Here is a 15,307-nt window from a genome sequence, read left to right as displayed (position 1 = left end):
GTGGCGTGACCGGCCAAAAGACGCTGTGCGATACAGGGGGTGGGGTATCCAAGGGCGAGGTATCCGAAGATCATTGGCGTCCTATTTGGATCGTGATCGGCACATCTGTGATGCAGGCATGTGAGGCGAGCACAGCAGGGCCAAATGCGGTAGCGTCGCGCACCATCGGCTGCGCCACACCACCCGCAGAAAGTCAGGTCAAACGCCCCCGGATCATCCACAGGCCCGTGGCTGTCAGGATCAGCGGTACAGTTGGGCGAGCCTGGTGGCGTCAGCCCGGTTTTCGGGCGACCAGGTCAATCAGGGCTGACATGCCGGAATGGCCGCGCCCTTCCTGAACTTCGCGTTCATAGGCGCGGCATTCGAGGATCTCCCAGTCGCTGAAATCTGCGCGCAGTTGGTCTTCGGTGTACATGTTTTCGCCAAACGGGGGGCCGCCTGTGCCAAATTCGAGCTGTTTGGGCGTATAGCCGTGCAGAAGGATCAAACCGCCGGGTTTGGTGCTGTGTTTCATGCCGTCAAACTGGGTCTTGCGATCATCGGGGCCGACGAACTGGATAAAGACGCCAACCACCAGATCATAGGCGTCCGCCTCCCAATCGCGCCGCAGGATGTCGGACTGCTGAAAATCGACAGAGACATTGCGCTCGGCGGCCAGGGTGCGGGCGCGGGCGATGGCGGTCGGGGCGAATTCCAATGCGGTGACGGTCAGCCCCCGTTCGGCCATATAGACCGAATTTCGCCCCTCGCCGTCGGCAACGGCCAGGGCCGACAGGCCGGGTTTCAAATAGTCTGCATGATCCGTGAGAAACAGGGCAGGAGCCGTTCCAAAAACATAATCTTCCGCGGCCGAATACCGTTCTTCCCACATAGGACCAATCCCTCTTTCCTGCGTCAACCCACTGGCATCAAAATAACAACGCCCCCACCGCAATCAAGCGGAGGGGGCGCAAATAGTCAGTCCCAAAGCGGGCACCGGGTTATTTTGCCGGCAGCGGGCCGATCATCATAATCATCTGACGGCCTTCCATTTTGGGCATGTTTTCGATCTTGCCGATTTCCTTGATGTCTTCGGCAACCCGTTCCAACAGCTCGCGACCCAGGTTCTGGTGCGCCATTTCGCGCCCCCGGAACCGCAGAGTGACCTTCACCTTGTCCCCGCCTTCAAGGAATTTGAAGACGTTGCGCATCTTGACTTCGTAGTCGTGCGTATCGGTATTGGGCCGGAATTTGACTTCCTTGACCTCGATGATCTTCTGCTTTTTACGTGCTTCGCTCTCGCGCTTTTGTTGTTCATATTTGAACTTGCCATAGTCCATGATCTTGCACACGGGCGGGTTGGCATTGGGCGAGATTTCAACCAGATCCAGTCCGGCCTCTTCGGCCAGTTGCATAGCTTTAGCGGGGTGAACAACTCCGACGTTGTCTCCGTCCGCACCAATCAGGCGGATTTCGGAGGCGCGGATTTTTTCGTTCGTGCGCGGGCCGGTGTCGCGTTGCGGCGGCGCATTGTGAGGTCTGCGGGCTATGACTGTTATCCTTCTGTCATTACATGAAAGTGCCCGGAAGGTATCGCCCCCGGACAGGTGATTCAAGTGATATAGCGGGTATGGAGCCCCGAGTTGGGTAATTCAAGCAGACATATTGCCCAAAGCCCCGTATTTGCGCGCCGAAGCGGTGTCGGGAGCGCGAATTCATCCCAGTGGGCGGGGCAAGCGTCAAAGCGCCCGGAACCAAAACAAAAAGCCGCGCCTTGGACAAAGCGCGGCCTGGTGTGGTGGGATGTGATCGGGATCAGTCCAGAAACGCCTTTTCCACAACATATTGCGCGGGTTTGGAATTGGCACCTTCTTCGAGACCGGCAGCTTCGAGCATGGCCTTGAGTTCGAGATTGAACGCCAGGTTACCACAGATCATGGCGCGATCATTGTCGGGGCACAGCGGGGCCACGCCCAGATCCTTGTAGGCTTCGCCCGAGTTGATCAGATCGGTGATCCGGCCCATCTTGGGGCTCTCTTCGCGGGTGGTGGTGGGATAGTATTTGATCTTCTTCCAGAAGCCTTCGCCGATGACTTCGTTCAGCAGCTCGTCTTCCTTCAGCCCTTCGATCAGCTCGCGGCCATAGGTCAGCTCGCCCACGGTGCGGCAGGTGTGGGTGATGATGACCTCGTCGTAATCCTCGTAGGTCTGCGGTTCGCGCAGCAGCGAGGCAAAGGGGGCAAAGCCGGTGCCGGTGGCAAAGAACCACAGACGTTTGCCCGGGATCAGCGCGTCATGCACCAGGGTGCCGACAGGTTTGGGGCGCAGGATGACTTCGTCGCCGACCTTGATGTGCTGCAATTTCGAGGTCAGCGGGCCGTCTTCGACCTTGATCGAATAGAACTCCATTTCCTCGTCCCAGCTGGGCGAGGCGATGGAATAGGCGCGCAGCAGCGGTTTTTGCTTGCCTGTTTTCGGGTCGGGGTCGCCCATCAGGCCGATCATCACGAATTCACCGGACCGAAAACGCAGCGACGCAGGCCGCGTGCAGCGAAACCGGAACAGCCGGTCCGTGTAATGCTGTACCTCTGTCACGGTCTGTGCATCGGGCAGGGTGGGAACGGCTTTGACGGGTTTGACGTCTGTTGCGGCTTCGGTCACGGGCGTAATCTCGTTCATCGGTTGCATCTGCCAGTCTGAATAACCGGCACCTCAGATTAATCTTTGACATAGGTCAGGGAAAGCACCAATTGCGCAAACCCGGTTCCCTACTGACGCAGGGGAACCAGGTTTGCGCGGGGGGAGTGGGCAAGTCCCGGTGAGCGGTGGTCTATTTGGCGGCGCGGCCGCGCAGGCGCGCCTGATAGTTGTGGTCCTGCCAATTGGCGCGCGCCAGCCATTGATCTTCGGGCTGGCGGGTGGCCAGATCATCGCTGATCTCGACTTCGTCAAAGCCGGAGCGGCGCGCCATGGCATATTGATCGGAAATCACGTGGCCCTGGGCACGCAGGCGACCCTGATAGCCAGCCAGGCGCAGCTGGCGCGCGATGGTAAAACCGCGGCCATCGGCAAACGACGGAAAGGCCACCCGGACCATATCGACGCCATCCAGCTGGCCGACAACCTGGGCCGGGTCTGCATCCGAGGTCAGGTCCAGCGCGTTGGCGGCGTCAAAGTCACCTTTCCAGGTATCCGGGCCAAAGCCCGTATCAGTTACGAGTACAGTCATTGATCTGCTCCTGTGCGGACGGGTTTGCCATTCACGAAATGAATGCCGCATTCGACCTTGTTCTGGTTGCGCCAACGTCCGGCGCGGGGGTCTTCGCCTTCCTTGACCGGAGATGTGCAGGGGGCACAGCCGATCGAGGGATACCCCTGGGCCACCAGAGGGTGACGGGGCAGGCGGTTTTCTTCCATATAGGCACGCACGTCTTCGGGGGCCCAATGGGCCAGCGGGTTGACCTTGATCCGGCCAGTGTTGCCTTCTTCGACCTCAAAGAAGTCCAGCGTGGCGCGGGTGCCGGCCTGAAACCGTTTGCGTCCGGTGATCCAGCCGTCAAACCCGTTCAGCGCGTTTTGCAGCGGCGCGGTCTTGCGCAGGGCACAGCAGGCGTCGGTATCGCTGAGCCGCAATGCCCCATAAGGGTCCTTTTGGGCGATATCGTCGGCGGTGATGACCTGAACGTTCCGCAACCCCAGACGTTCGCTGACGTCCTGTTGGTAGATCAGCGTTTCGGTGAACAGCAGCTGGGTGTCGATGAACAGGACCGGGGTCATCTGGTCAACGACCGCTGCCATATGCAACAGCACCACCGATTCCGCCCCAAAGCTGGACACCAGCGCCACATGGCCCGCATGTTCCAACGCTCCCTGCATCACCGAGGTGGCAGAATGGTGGCGGAACCTGTCGTTCAGCTCGGCCACCTTCTGGACCAGCGCCGGATCGTCCGGGCGCTGCGGATCGGGCGCTGCGATGTGATCCTGGATCAATACCATCGTGTTCACGCCACTTTCTTCTGGGTTTCTGGATAGAGGGCTGTCTTGAACGGATCCATCCCAACGCGGGTATAGGTTTCCAGAAAGGTTTCGTCGGCGTTGTCGCGCAGATCCAGATAGGCATAGACAATGCGTTCGATCGCCGGAACGATCTGATCATAGGCAAAGCCGGGACCGGTGCGCGTGCCAATGGCCGCGTTTTCGGTGGCGTCGCCGCCCAGGGTGATCTGGTAGTTTTCCACGCCGGCGCGATCCAGCCCCAGAATGCCGATATGGCCCACATGGTGGTGACCACAGGCGTTGATGCAGCCCGAAATCTTGATCTGGAGATGCCCGATGTCATGCTCGAGTTTCAATTCGTCAAACCGGAGCGCGATCTGCTGGGCCACGGGAATGGCGCGAGCCGTTGCCAGGGCACAGTAGTCCATGCCGGGGCAGGCGATGATGTCGCTGATCAGGCCGATGTTGGCCGTGCCCAGCCCGTGTTCTTTGAGCGTGGCATGAATCGCCGGCAGGTCCGATTTATGCACATGCGGCAGGATCACGTTCTGTTCGTGGCTGATGCGCAATTCGTCATAGCCGTATTGTTCGGCCAGATCGGCCATCACCCGCATCTGATCGGCGGATGCATCACCCGGAGTCTGACCGTGGGCCTTGATCGAAATGGTGACGATCGCATGATCGGCGTCGCGGTGCTCGCTCAGGTTGGTGTCCGCCCAGGACCGGAACACCGGATCGGCGTCATAGGCCCACGTGTAGGCATCGGTTGACCCCTTGCGGAATTGCGGCGGTGTGAAATGCGCGCTGATTTCAGCAAACAGCTCTTGGTCCGCGCCACCATAGGTGGGCAGGATCAGCGCAAAGCGTTCTTCGACCTTGGCGCGGATGGTTTCGAGACCCAGTTCGTGTACGGTGATCTTGATCCGGGCCTTGTATTTGTTGTCGCGCCGCCCGATTTGGTTCCAGACCGAAACCACGGTTTCGATATAGGGCAGCAGCTGTTCGCGCGGCAGGAAGTCGCGCAGCACCTGACCGATCATCGGGGTACGACCCAACCCGCCACCGATCAGGATCTGATAGCCGATTTCACCGGCGTCATTGCGCACAACGCGCACCGCCAGGTCGTGCGCCTTGGTCACGGCGCGGTCCTTTTCACCACCGGAGACGGCGATTTTGAACTTGCGGCCCATGAACTGATATTCCGGGTGATCGGTGGACCACTGGCGGATCAGCTCGGCAATCGGGCGGGGGTCTTCGATTTCATCGGCAGCAGCCCCGGCGAAATGATCGGCGGTGGTGTTGCGGATCGTGTTGCCCGACGTCTGGATGGCGTGCAGTTCGACGTCGGCCAGCGCGTCCAGCATGTCCGGGACATCTGTCAGTTTGGGCCAGTTGTACTGGATGTTCTGACGGGTGGTGAAATGGCCATACCCCTTGTCCCATTTTTCGGCCAGCAGCGCCAGCTGGCGCATCTGGGCTGAATTCAGTGTGCCATAAGGGATCGCGACCCGCAGCATATAGGCGTGCAGCTGCAGATAAAGGCCGTTCATCAGGCGCAGGGGTTTGAATTCGTCCTCGGTGAGCGAGCCGTCGATGCGGCGTGCGACCTGGGCCCGGAACTGAGCGTTGCGTTCGGCCAGAAAGGCGCTGTCAAAGTCGTTGTACTTATACATTGGCTTGCGCCTCCTGCTTGCCGTGGGCGTAGTTCGAAGGGCCGGTGCGGCGGAAATCTTCGCGGAAGTGGGTGGGTTCCGGGCCGTTCAGCCCCGGTTTGGCATCGGCCAGATAGGCACCAACGACGCGCACGGCCTGACGTTGCGCGTCCAGCAGACGAATCTGTGCATCGGCTTCGTCAGTGATCAATTCGGCCTCGGCCAGATTGCGGGTCCAGCTGTCATCGGCCGTCATATAGATCACATCGCCTTCGATCAGATCGTTGGCGGTGACGACTTTTGGGGTGAATGCGCGGGCCATTATGCAAGCTCCATCTTGAGATCGGTGAGGGCGGCGACGCTTGCGCGTGGGGCCAGTCCCAGAAAAGTGAGCGCCGGACCGTCAAAGCGGGCCTCGGCGAGATCGTTGGCCAGATGGCCCAGGGTTGTCTCGAGCACCCGCTGATCGCGGCGAGAGGCGTTTTCGATCACGGTCACAGGCGTGGTGCGATCACCGCCATGCATGATCAGGCGGCCCTGAACGAAGCGGGCGGATTTCTTGCCCATGTAGATGGCGGCAACTGCGCCCGGACGCGCCAGCGCGACCCAATCGTGATCGGCAAAGCCCTGGACATCATGGCCGGTCAGGAACCGCACGGATGAATTGCGCCCACGTTGGGTCAGGCTTTGACCAATCCCGGCCACGGCAGCCGATGCGGCGGTGATGCCGGGCACGATCGTGAACCCGATCCCGGCGGCTTCGACCGCGGTGAGCTCTTCGTCCAGACGGCCAAAGATGGTGGGGTCGCCCGACTTCAGACGCACGACCTTTTTGCCGTCCAGGGCATGAACCACCAGGCGGGCACAGATGTCGTCCTGGCTGATCTGGGGGCCAAACCCCTCCTTGCCGACATTTTCCAACGCCGCGTCCGGTCCGGCCAGGGCCAGGATCTCGTCGCTGACCAGACGATCAAACAGGATCACATCCGCGTCCTGAAGCGCGCGCAGCGCCTTGACGGTCAGCAGATCCGGATCACCGGGGCCAGAGCCCACAAACGCGACCTGACCGGCACACAGACAGGACAATCCGGCCCGGTTCGGCGCGGTTGTCGGATTGTCTGTTTTGTTGGCGGTCATGGCTGAGCCCCGATTCCTGTGTTTGACTTACGGTACTATATAGGAAATATTCCCACCAAATCGCTATATGCCGATCCAAATAAGGATGATTGTTCCATGTGGTTGGGGAATCGGGTGGGTTGGTCCTGAAAACTGGGGAATACGAGAATGACGGTACGGATCGACGCCACGGATCGGAAAATTTTGGCGGAGCTGCAACGCGATGCGGGGCAATCGCTGGACGAAATCGCCAAACAGGTGGGGTCTTCCAAGACCCCGGTGTGGAACAGAATCCGCAAATTGCGCGATGGCGGGGTGATTGGACAGCAGACTGTGGTGCTGGATGCCGAGGCGTTGGGATTCGAGGCCTGTTTCTTTGTTCTGATCCGCACATCGGAACATGAGGCGGATTGGCAGTCGCGGTTCCTCAAAGCGTTGCGTGACCGCCCCGAAGTCCAGGAAGCACACCGGTTGGCGGGGGATATCGACTATATCCTCAAGGTGCGGGTGCAGAACGCGCGGGCCTATGACAAATTCTATCAGGCGCTGATTTCCGAGGTGCGGGTGCATAATGTCACCGCGTTGTTGTCGATGGAGGAAATCAAATCCACAACCATGCTGCCCATCGAAGCCTGACCCTGCCGAGGCTGCCCCGAGACCCAAGAGGCGGGCGCGACCCAGCGGTGTGCTTGCGCATGCTGTTGTTCAAGCTGCACCGAGGCACCGCCCAAGAATTATGTGGTTGAAACCATCAGCCGGGACAGTCCGTGAAAGTGATAGGTGTTGCTGTAACGGGGGGCGGCGGCGAGACGCAGACCGGGGCAGCGGTCAAACAGGATCGGCAGGGCGACCTGCAGTTCGAGACGGGCCAGCGGTGCCCCGACACAAAAATGCAATCCGCCACCAAAGGCAACATTGGTTTTGGCGCGGCGGGTCGGGTCAAAGTCATCCGGATCGTCGCAGACGGCCGGGTCGCGATTGGCCGCGCCCAGCAGCAGCGCCACCTGATCGCCGCGTTTCAACGTGTGGCCAAAGATGTCGACGTCCTCATAGGCATAGCGGGTGAACATATGCAGGGGCGGATCAAAGCGCAGGATTTCCTCGACCGTGTTCTCGATTGCCTCGGGGGTCAGCCAGACCGGGTCCGGACCATGTTCCAGAAGGGTTTTGACGCCATTGCCCAAGCCATGAACCGACGCCTCGTGCCCGGCATTCAGCAGCAGGATGCAGGTCGAGATCAATTCGTCCGTGGACAGCCGGTCACCGTCTTCTGTGGCTGCGATCAGGCGGGTGATCAGGTCATCGCGCGGGTCTGTGCGACGCTGTTCAATATAGTCGCGCAAATAGCCGGAAAATGCCGCTGCCGCCTGTCCGGCCTGGTGTTCGATCGCCTCAGATCGGCGCGCCTGATACATCGCCACCATGGCGTGCGACCACTCCAGAACCTGCGGGGCCATGGTTTCGGGCACGCCCAAGAGGCGGCAGACGGCGATGACGGGGATCTGAACGCAATAGGCATCCAGCAGATCAAAGGGGGCATCAGAAAATTGATCTATCAACTGGTGGCACAGGGATTCGAGCCCCGGCTTGAGCGCTTCGACTTCGCGCGAGGTAAAGGCACGCAGCACCAGTTTGCGCAATCGTGTGTGGCTGGGAGGCTCCAGTTCGAGCATCGAGTGGTCTTCGACGTCATAGAACGGTTTGAGGTGATCGGGGGGGGCTTGTCTGAGTTCGGGCGGAACTTCGCGCCCCAGCCGCCGGTCCCGCAACAAAACATGCACGGCGGCATGTTTGAAGGCGGCCGGCATCCCGTAATCTTCCCAAAACTGCAGTCCCCCCTGCGCCCGTGTCGCCGCATAGAACGGATAGGGATTCTGGACGAATTCAGGATCAAGCGGGGATTGGCGTATGGTTTTCATGGCGCGACATTTGCGCGGACGCACTGGTCAATGCAAGGGCGGCTTTGGTACGGTTCGATCCATGACTGATTTTCGATGGCATAGACGATGGATCGTTCTGGGGTTCGCCCTGATCATGGCGGGCATAACCGGCGCTGTCTGGTCCTATGGGTATCGCCAGGCGCTGGATCAACTGGCGTTGCAGGCCGAGGCGGATCTGGCGCTGGCCAGTGACCGGTTGTCGACCCAGTTGCAGGTGTATCAGGAACTGGCCGTGTTGATGGCGGATCATCCGGGCCTGCAAGGCCTGCAAGACGATGTGGCCCGGCGTGCAACGGCGCAGGCCCTGTTGGTGGAAGTTGCGGACAAGACCGGCGCGCTGGATGTGGCGTTTGCCAACCCGCAGGGGCGGGTTCTGGTCGCCGCACAACAGGTGTCAGGGGCGGATGTGTCGCGATCCATTGCGTTCCAACGGGCGATGCACGGGGCACTGGGGAGCGAACACGGGATCTTTGGGTCGCCGGGTCGGCGCGCCTATGTCTATGCGTCGCCGGTGTTTGAACCGGACGGCGCGGTGCGCGGCGTTGTGGTTGTGACGGCGGATGTCGAAGACGTGGAACAGACATGGCGTGGGTCGTTGCCTGCCGTGTTTTTTACCGATGACCGGAACGAAGTGTTCATCTCGAACCGGTCGGAATTGCTGTTTTGGCATCGCCCGCAGGCAGGAGGGGGATTGGTTCCCGGTGATGGTGAGCCCCCGGAATTTCGCGCCTGGCGTGTTGGAGGGCATGAGATCTGGCAGCTCGGGTGGGGACCCTATCTGCCCCGGACCGGGTTGCATCAGGCGGTCGATCTGCCGGTGATCGGCATGGTGGGCGAAATCCTGGTCGATGTTGCGCCGGCGCGTCGGATCGCCTGGTTGCAGGCTGCCGCGCTGGGCGCTGTGTTTCTGGCCTTTGGTGCGATGTTATACATGACCACGGAGCGACGCCGGGCATTGGCCGAGGTCAATGCCGCGCTGGAGGGGAGAGTGCATGAGCGCACACGGGCCCTGTCGGTGGCCAACGAACAGCTGCGCCGCGAGATTGGCGAACGCAGGGAGGCCGAAGCCGCCCTGAAACAGGCCCAGGCCGAATTGGTCCAGGCGGGGAAATTGAGCGCGTTGGGTCAAATGTCGGCCGGGATCAGCCATGAGCTGAACCAGCCGTTGATGGCAATTCAACAGTTTGCAGACAATGGCATGGCATTCATGCAGCGGGGCAAGACCGGCAAGGCGGGCGAAAATCTGGGGCGGATATCCGAAATGGCCGCACGGATGGCGCGGATTATCAAAAACCTGCGTGCCTTTGCCCGAAATGAAAGCGAACCCATGGGCAAGGTGGATCTGGTGCAGGTGATTGCCACGGCCACGGAATTGACCGAAGCGCGGCTGCGCAGTGACGCGGTGACGCTGGAGTGGACACCGCCAATGGGCCCGGTGTTTGCCTGGGGCGGCGATGTGCGTCTGGTGCAGGTGTTTGTCAATCTGATCAACAATGCCGCCGACGCCATGGTGGGGCGGGCGGACAAACGCATCACCGTGACACTGGACACGGGCGACCGGCTGAGCGTGACCGTGCGCGACACGGGTCCCGGTATTGCCGATCCGGAGAAGATCTTTGAGCCGTTCTATACGACGCGGGCGGTGGGATCATCGGAAGGCATGGGTTTGGGGCTGTCGATCTCTTATGGGTTGGTGCAAAGCTTTGGCGGCAAGATTGGCGGCGTAAACGCGCCCGGAGGCGGGGCGGTGTTCACCGTCGAATTGGAATACTGGTCCGAGGAGAAAGCCGCATGACACGCAAGGTTCTGGTGGTGGATGATGACGCCGATATCCGCGAGGCATTGGGCCAGACGCTGGAATTGGCCGATCTGGAAGCGATCACCAGCGGGTCGTTTGTGGCGGCCAAGGATTTGATCACGTCGGGGTTTGACGGGGTGATCGTGTCCGATATCCGGATGCCGGGGCGGGACGGGTTCCATTTGCTGGAGTATGCCCATGCTCAGGATGCAGAGCTGCCGGTGATTCTGTTGACCGGCGAGGGCGATATTCCGATGGCGGTGCGGGCCATGGGGCAGGGGGCGTTTGATTTTCTGGAAAAACCCTGCGCGTCTGCGGATCTGTTGGCGGTTCTGGAACGCGCGCTCAAGACCCGGTCGCTGGTGTTGGAAAACCGCCAGCTGAAACGTCAGCTGGAAAGCGGAGATCCGGCGGCGCGGCTGTTGTTCGGGGTTTCGCAACAGGCCGATGACCTGCGGGCGCGGGTGCGCAGCGTCGCCCCGACCGGGGCAGAGGTCTTGGTGATCGGTCCCTCGGGCAGCGGTATTTCAAAGGTGGCAGAGGTGGTTCATCTGATGTCGCCCGTGGGGCAGGGGCCGTTTGTCAAACGCTCTGCGGCAGGGATGACGGACAAGGGGTTTGCCGCCCTGTGTGAGGAAGGCGCGGGCGGGTCGGTGTTTCTGGACGATGTTTCGGCAATGCCAACGGCGACGCAATACACGGTGTTGGAGCGACTGGAGCGGGGGGCGGGCACCCGGGTTATTGCCGGTACCACCACGGATCTGTCCGAGCTGGTTGCACAGGGCGGTTTTCATGCCGAGCTGTTTTATCGGCTGGATGTGATGCGGGTGCGGATCCCGTCGCTGGCAGAGCGGCGCGAGGATATCCCGGTGATTTTTCGCCACTATGTGGCGCAGGCCGCCGAACAGGCAGGGATTGATACACCAGAAGTCACACCCGACCATCTGGTCGCTTTGATGGCGCAGGAGTGGCCGGGCAATGCACGGTCGCTGATGTCGGCAGCGATGCGGTTTGTGCTGGGGATGCCCGAGGAAGTCGGACAGGCGCAGGATCTGGGGCTGTCGGAACAGATGGCCCAGGTGGAACGCTCGTTGTTGATCGCGGCACTGGGGCGCCAGAATGGTCGGGCGACTGCGGCCGCCGAGGCGCTGAAACTGCCGCGCAAGACCTTTTATGACAAGCTGGCCCGGTATGGCATTCGCCCCGAGGACTATCGGCGCTGACGCGGTAGGTCGCCGGGGCCTCCGGCACCCCGACGCCGCATCAACAGATGCGGCCCGCGGCGAGATGTGGTGATTCTGACAGACCGGGGGCAGGAGGTGGCCTGTGCGAAAATCCGCACAAGCTGCAAAACACCTGTGCGGATTTTCACACAGGGCCGGTATCATGCATGTTCCCCGCTTCTTTTGGATGCTGGTAGATCGCTGTAAATAAATGGTTTTCCACCCATTTCGGGATAATGCGGATCGAAGCTTGAGCGGTTCTCTCTAAATCGTGATTTTGGTGGCGAGGCCCTTTGCCGCCTGGCAAGGGGACGACCATGACACTTCTGGGAGGAGCAACCATGAAATTTCTTACTGCTACGGCTATCGCAACCGCATTGACCATCACTGCAGGCACCGCACAGGCCGCCTGTGATGACGGCGAGATCGTGATCAAGTTCAGCCACGTTACCAACACAGACAAACACCCCAAAGGGATCGCAGCATCGCTGTTGGAGACCCGCATCAACGAAGAGATGAACGGCACCGCCTGTATGGAGGTGTTCCCGAACTCGACGTTGTACAATGATAACAAGGTGCTCGAAGCCATGTTGCAGGGCGATGTGCAACTGGCCGCGCCCAGCCTGTCGAAATTCGAGAAATTCACCAAGCAGTTCCGTCTGTTCGATCTGCCATTCATGTTCAAGAACGTCGATGCCGTCGATGCCTTTCAGGCGTCGGACAGCGGGCAGGCCTTGCTGGACAGCATGCAGCGCCGTGGCCTGCAGGGTCTGGCCTATTGGCACAATGGCATGAAACAGATGTCGGCCAACAAGCCGCTGGTGTCTCCGTCGGATGCCAATGGATTGAAATTCCGGGTCCAATCATCTGATGTGCTGGTTGCACAGATGGAAGCCATCGGGGGCAGCCCGCAGAAAATGGCGTTTTCCGAAGTCTATGGTGCCCTGCAGCAGGGCGTTGTCGATGGACAGGAAAACACTTGGTCCAACATCTACGGCAAGAAGTTCTTTGAAGTGCAGGACGGCGTGACCGAAACCAACCACGGCATCATTGATTACCTGGTGGTGACCAGCGTTGACTGGCTCGACAGCCTGGATCCGGCCGTACGTGACCAGTTCCTGACCATTCTGGGCGAAGTCACCCAGGTGCGGAATGCCGAATCCACTGCTGTGAACGAAGCGGCCAAACAGTCGATCGTCGAAGCCGGTGGCGAAATCCGTCAGCTGAACGGCGAGCAGCGCCAAGAATGGGTCGATACCATGCGCCCGGTCTGGGAGCAGTTCTCGGGCGATGTAGGCCAGGACAATATCGACGCCGCTCAGGCCATCAACGCGGGCCTCTGAACCCGCCGATGACACAGAGCGCGCAACTTGGGCGCGCTCTGTGCACTTTGGCACCTGCGACAGGTGCCACCTTTTCCAGACAATCAACAAGCGGGGACACGTGCGATGTCGGGGGCAAAAACCGGCCCGTCCGGGTTTATCAATCATATCGAAGAGACGGTGATCGCCGGGCTGATCGGCCTGATGACAATTATCACATTCGCCAATGTCGTGGCGCGTTTCGCCTTCAATTCAAACATTCTGTGGGCCCTGGAACTGACCGTGTTCCTGTTTGCCTGGCTGGTGCTTTTGGGCGCATCCTATGCGGTCAAAACCCATGCCCATCTGGGGGTCGATGCGATCCTGAACATGTTGACACCAGGACCGCGCCGGGTATTGGCGTTGATTTCAGTCACCTGCTGTCTGGTGTTTTCGCTGCTGTTGCTGAAAGGGGCCTATGACTATTGGGCAGTGTTTGCAGACCTGCCGCCCACCTCGGGGCGCTGGTTCCCGACTGGGCTGGATCTCAAGGCCCGCAGCCAGAGTTTTTACGAGGTGCAGGACGTGCCCATGGTTGGTTTCCTGCGGTTTCTCGAAGATCTGATCAACTATGGCGACGCCTATGAAAAGCTGCCCAAGGTGGTGCCGTATCTGGTGCTGCCGGTGTCGATGCTGCTGTTGGTGTTCCGCTTTGGCCAGGTGGCTCTGCAGATCCTGCGCGGCGAAACGGATCGCATGGTGGCCAGCCACGAAGTCGAAGATGAACTGGAGGAAATCCGGTCCCAGAATGAGGGGAAAAACTGATGGATGTCGTCCTCCTATTTTCAATGGTGATTGGCCTGCTGCTGATCGGGGTGCCGATCGCTGTGGCTCTGGGGCTCAGTTCGACCCTGTTTCTGCTAATCTATTCGGACAGTTCGTTGGCCTCGGTCGCGGGAACATTGTTCGAAGCATTCGAGGGCCACTTTACCCTCCTGGCGATCCCGTTCTTTATCCTTGCCTCTTCGTTCATGACCACTGGTGGTGTGGCACGGCGGATCATCCGGTTCTCCATCGCCTGTGTCGGGCATCTGCCCGGCGGTCTGGCCATTGCAGGGGTCTTTGCCTGCATGATGTTCGCGGCGCTGTCCGGGTCGTCCCCGGCAACCGTGGTGGCCATCGGGTCAATCGTGATCGCGGGCATGCGTCAGGTCGGGTATTCCAAGGAATTTGCCGCTGGTGTCATCTGTAACGCGGGCACATTGGGCATCCTGATCCCGCCATCGATCGTGATGGTTGTCTACGCGGCTGCGGTCGAAGTGTCAGTGGGCCGGATGTTCCTGGCAGGCGTGATCCCCGGTCTGCTTGCAGGTGTCATGTTGATGGTGACCATCTTTATCATGGCCAAGGTCAAGAATCTGCCCAAAGGCGAATGGTTGGGCTGGGGAGAAATCTTCACCTCGGCGCGTGAAGCCGGTTGGGGATTGTTCCTGATCGTGATCATCCTGGGCGGGATCTATGGGGGCATCTTTACCCCGACCGAAGCCGCGGCTGTGGCGGCTGTCTATTCCTTTGTGATCGCGTGTTTCGTCTACAAGGACATGGGGCCGCTTTCGAATGGTGAAGGTCAGCCCAAGATCCCGCTGATCAAGAAGCCCAAAGCGCTGATCACTGCATTTTTTGACCCCGACACCAAACACACGCTGTTTGAGGCGGGCAAGCTGACGGTGACCTTGTTGTTTGTCATCGCCAACGCGCTGATCCTGAAGCATGTTCTGACCGATGAACAGGTGCCGCAGACCATTGCCAATGCGATGCTGTCAGCGGGCTTTGGTCCGGTGATGTTCCTGGTGATTGTCAATGTGATCCTGTTGATCGGTGGTCAGTTCATGGAACCGTCGGGATTGTTGGTCATTGTCGCACCGTTGGTGTTTCCGATTGCCATTGAATTGGGCATCGATCCCATTCACCTGGGCATCATCATGGTGGTGAACATGGAGATCGGAATGATCACACCGCCGGTTGGTTTGAACCTGTTCGTGACGTCGGGGGTCGCAGGGATGCCGATGATGAGTGTTGTGCGCGCAGCTTTGCCGTTCCTGGCGGTGCTGTTTGTCTTCCTGATCCTGGTGACCTATGTGCCTTGGCTGTCCACAGTGTTGCCCAACGCCGTGATGGGGCCTGAGATCATAACCCATTGATCAAAGGTCAGGTCAAAAAGAAAACCGCTGTCCGGGGATCCCGGGCAGCGGTTTTCTTTTGGTGGTGCAAATTTCTTGGAAAGAAATTTGATAAGAAAATT

The 15,307-nt window shown here is 59.9% G+C and carries 15 protein-coding genes; 6 read left to right on the top strand and 9 right to left on the bottom strand.

Annotated elements, in window-relative coordinates:
- Window positions 1-271 precede the first annotated feature (271 nt).
- From K3727_14025 to cobA, 8 genes are all read right to left on the bottom strand, one after another.
- The gene (locus K3727_14025) at window positions 272-871 is read right to left on the bottom strand and encodes a class I SAM-dependent methyltransferase (GenBank protein UWQ89912.1); all 600 of its coding nucleotides are present in this window, start codon (window positions 869-871) and stop codon (window positions 272-274) included.
- Window positions 872-980: 109 nt separating this feature from the next.
- Entirely contained in the window at window positions 981-1,529 is a 549-nt protein-coding gene (gene infC, locus K3727_14020) for a translation initiation factor IF-3 (protein ID UWQ93386.1), read from the bottom strand.
- Between the two features lie 265 nt (window positions 1,530-1,794).
- Window positions 1,795-2,658: a ferredoxin--NADP reductase gene (locus tag K3727_14015; GenBank protein UWQ89911.1), complete on the bottom strand. Its 864-nt coding sequence runs from the start codon at window positions 2,656-2,658 to the stop codon at window positions 1,795-1,797.
- A gap of 151 nt (window positions 2,659-2,809) precedes the next feature.
- Window positions 2,810-3,208 (bottom strand): DUF934 domain-containing protein, encoded by a 399-nt coding sequence (locus K3727_14010; GenBank protein ID UWQ89910.1) that lies wholly within the window; start codon window positions 3,206-3,208, stop codon window positions 2,810-2,812.
- Window positions 3,205-3,975 carry a phosphoadenylyl-sulfate reductase gene (locus K3727_14005; GenBank protein UWQ93385.1) on the bottom strand — a complete coding sequence of 257 codons (771 nt, stop codon included), beginning with the start codon at window positions 3,973-3,975 and terminating at the stop codon, window positions 3,205-3,207. The genes K3727_14010 and K3727_14005 overlap by 4 nt, the downstream gene beginning before the upstream one ends.
- Window positions 3,976-3,980: 5 nt before the next feature.
- Window positions 3,981-5,648 (bottom strand): nitrite/sulfite reductase, encoded by a 1,668-nt coding sequence (locus K3727_14000; GenBank protein UWQ89909.1) that lies wholly within the window; start codon window positions 5,646-5,648, stop codon window positions 3,981-3,983.
- The gene (locus tag K3727_13995; GenBank protein UWQ89908.1) at window positions 5,641-5,949 is read right to left on the bottom strand and encodes a DUF2849 domain-containing protein; all 309 of its coding nucleotides are present in this window, start codon (window positions 5,947-5,949) and stop codon (window positions 5,641-5,643) included. Before K3727_13995 ends, K3727_14000 begins: the two co-directional genes overlap by 8 nt.
- Window positions 5,949-6,764 (bottom strand): uroporphyrinogen-III C-methyltransferase, encoded by an 816-nt coding sequence (gene cobA / locus K3727_13990; GenBank protein UWQ89907.1) that lies wholly within the window; start codon window positions 6,762-6,764, stop codon window positions 5,949-5,951. The genes K3727_13995 and cobA overlap by 1 nt, the downstream gene beginning before the upstream one ends.
- 147 nt (window positions 6,765-6,911) lie before the next feature.
- Here cobA and K3727_13985 point away from each other — a divergent pair, with 147 nt between their 5' ends.
- Window positions 6,912-7,379, top strand: a complete 468-nt coding sequence (locus tag K3727_13985) for an Lrp/AsnC family transcriptional regulator (protein UWQ89906.1) — start codon at window positions 6,912-6,914, stop codon at window positions 7,377-7,379.
- Window positions 7,380-7,477: 98 nt separating this feature from the next.
- Here the strand turns inward: K3727_13985 and K3727_13980 are convergent, their stop codons facing one another.
- Entirely contained in the window at window positions 7,478-8,662 is a 1,185-nt protein-coding gene (locus K3727_13980) for a cytochrome P450 (protein UWQ89905.1), read from the bottom strand.
- A gap of 61 nt (window positions 8,663-8,723) precedes the next feature.
- On the opposite strand from K3727_13980, the gene K3727_13975 reads away from it, so the two are divergent.
- The 5 genes from K3727_13975 to K3727_13955 all read left to right on the top strand — a co-directional run bounded on the left by K3727_13975 (window position 8,724) and on the right by K3727_13955 (window position 15,206).
- A complete protein-coding gene (locus K3727_13975) occupies window positions 8,724-10,478 on the top strand; it encodes a sensor histidine kinase (protein UWQ89904.1) in 1,755 nt (584 codons plus the stop codon).
- The gene (locus K3727_13970; protein ID UWQ89903.1) at window positions 10,475-11,704 is read left to right on the top strand and encodes a sigma-54 dependent transcriptional regulator; all 1,230 of its coding nucleotides are present in this window, start codon (window positions 10,475-10,477) and stop codon (window positions 11,702-11,704) included. Before K3727_13975 ends, K3727_13970 begins: the two co-directional genes overlap by 4 nt.
- A 341-nt stretch (window positions 11,705-12,045) precedes the next feature.
- Window positions 12,046-13,047 (top strand): DctP family TRAP transporter solute-binding subunit, encoded by a 1,002-nt coding sequence (locus tag K3727_13965; protein ID UWQ89902.1) that lies wholly within the window; start codon window positions 12,046-12,048, stop codon window positions 13,045-13,047.
- A gap of 105 nt (window positions 13,048-13,152) precedes the next feature.
- Complete coding sequence (locus K3727_13960) at window positions 13,153-13,830, top strand: TRAP transporter small permease (GenBank protein UWQ89901.1); 678 nt, start codon at window positions 13,153-13,155, stop codon at window positions 13,828-13,830.
- The gene (locus tag K3727_13955) at window positions 13,830-15,206 is read left to right on the top strand and encodes a TRAP transporter large permease (protein ID UWQ89900.1); all 1,377 of its coding nucleotides are present in this window, start codon (window positions 13,830-13,832) and stop codon (window positions 15,204-15,206) included. Before K3727_13960 ends, K3727_13955 begins: the two co-directional genes overlap by 1 nt.
- The last annotated feature ends 101 nt before the right edge of the window (window positions 15,207-15,307 follow it).

This window comes from Rhodobacteraceae bacterium M382 (assembly GCA_025141015.1).
In the GTDB taxonomy this organism is placed as follows: domain Bacteria; phylum Pseudomonadota; class Alphaproteobacteria; order Rhodobacterales; family Rhodobacteraceae; genus Aliisedimentitalea; species Aliisedimentitalea scapharcae.
Note: the sequence above shows the minus strand (reverse complement) of the source record. Positions and strands in the feature narration are given on the sequence as shown.

Bases quoted from the DNA above. Each gene is read 5' to 3' on its own strand.
- K3727_13980 (UWQ89905.1), bottom strand. From the start codon at position 8,662: ATGAAAACCATACGCCAATCCCCGCTTGATCCTGAATTCGTCCAGAAT.
- K3727_14025 (UWQ89912.1), bottom strand. From the start codon at position 871: ATGTGGGAAGAACGGTATTCGGCCGCGGAAGATTATGTTTTTGGAACG.
- K3727_13975 (UWQ89904.1), top strand. From the start codon at position 8,724: ATGACTGATTTTCGATGGCATAGACGATGGATCGTTCTGGGGTTCGCC.
- K3727_13955 (UWQ89900.1), top strand. From the start codon at position 13,830: ATGGATGTCGTCCTCCTATTTTCAATGGTGATTGGCCTGCTGCTGATC.
- K3727_13965 (UWQ89902.1), top strand. From the start codon at position 12,046: ATGAAATTTCTTACTGCTACGGCTATCGCAACCGCATTGACCATCACT.
- K3727_13995 (UWQ89908.1), bottom strand. From the start codon at position 5,949: ATGGCCCGCGCATTCACCCCAAAAGTCGTCACCGCCAACGATCTGATC.
- K3727_14015 (UWQ89911.1), bottom strand. From the start codon at position 2,658: ATGAACGAGATTACGCCCGTGACCGAAGCCGCAACAGACGTCAAACCC.
- K3727_14000 (UWQ89909.1), bottom strand. From the start codon at position 5,648: ATGTATAAGTACAACGACTTTGACAGCGCCTTTCTGGCCGAACGCAAC.
- K3727_13985 (UWQ89906.1), top strand. From the start codon at position 6,912: ATGACGGTACGGATCGACGCCACGGATCGGAAAATTTTGGCGGAGCTG.
- K3727_13970 (UWQ89903.1), top strand. From the start codon at position 10,475: ATGACACGCAAGGTTCTGGTGGTGGATGATGACGCCGATATCCGCGAG.
- cobA (UWQ89907.1), bottom strand. From the start codon at position 6,764: ATGACCGCCAACAAAACAGACAATCCGACAACCGCGCCGAACCGGGCC.
- K3727_14005 (UWQ93385.1), bottom strand. From the start codon at position 3,975: ATGGTATTGATCCAGGATCACATCGCAGCGCCCGATCCGCAGCGCCCG.
- K3727_13960 (UWQ89901.1), top strand. From the start codon at position 13,153: ATGTCGGGGGCAAAAACCGGCCCGTCCGGGTTTATCAATCATATCGAA.
- K3727_14010 (UWQ89910.1), bottom strand. From the start codon at position 3,208: ATGACTGTACTCGTAACTGATACGGGCTTTGGCCCGGATACCTGGAAA.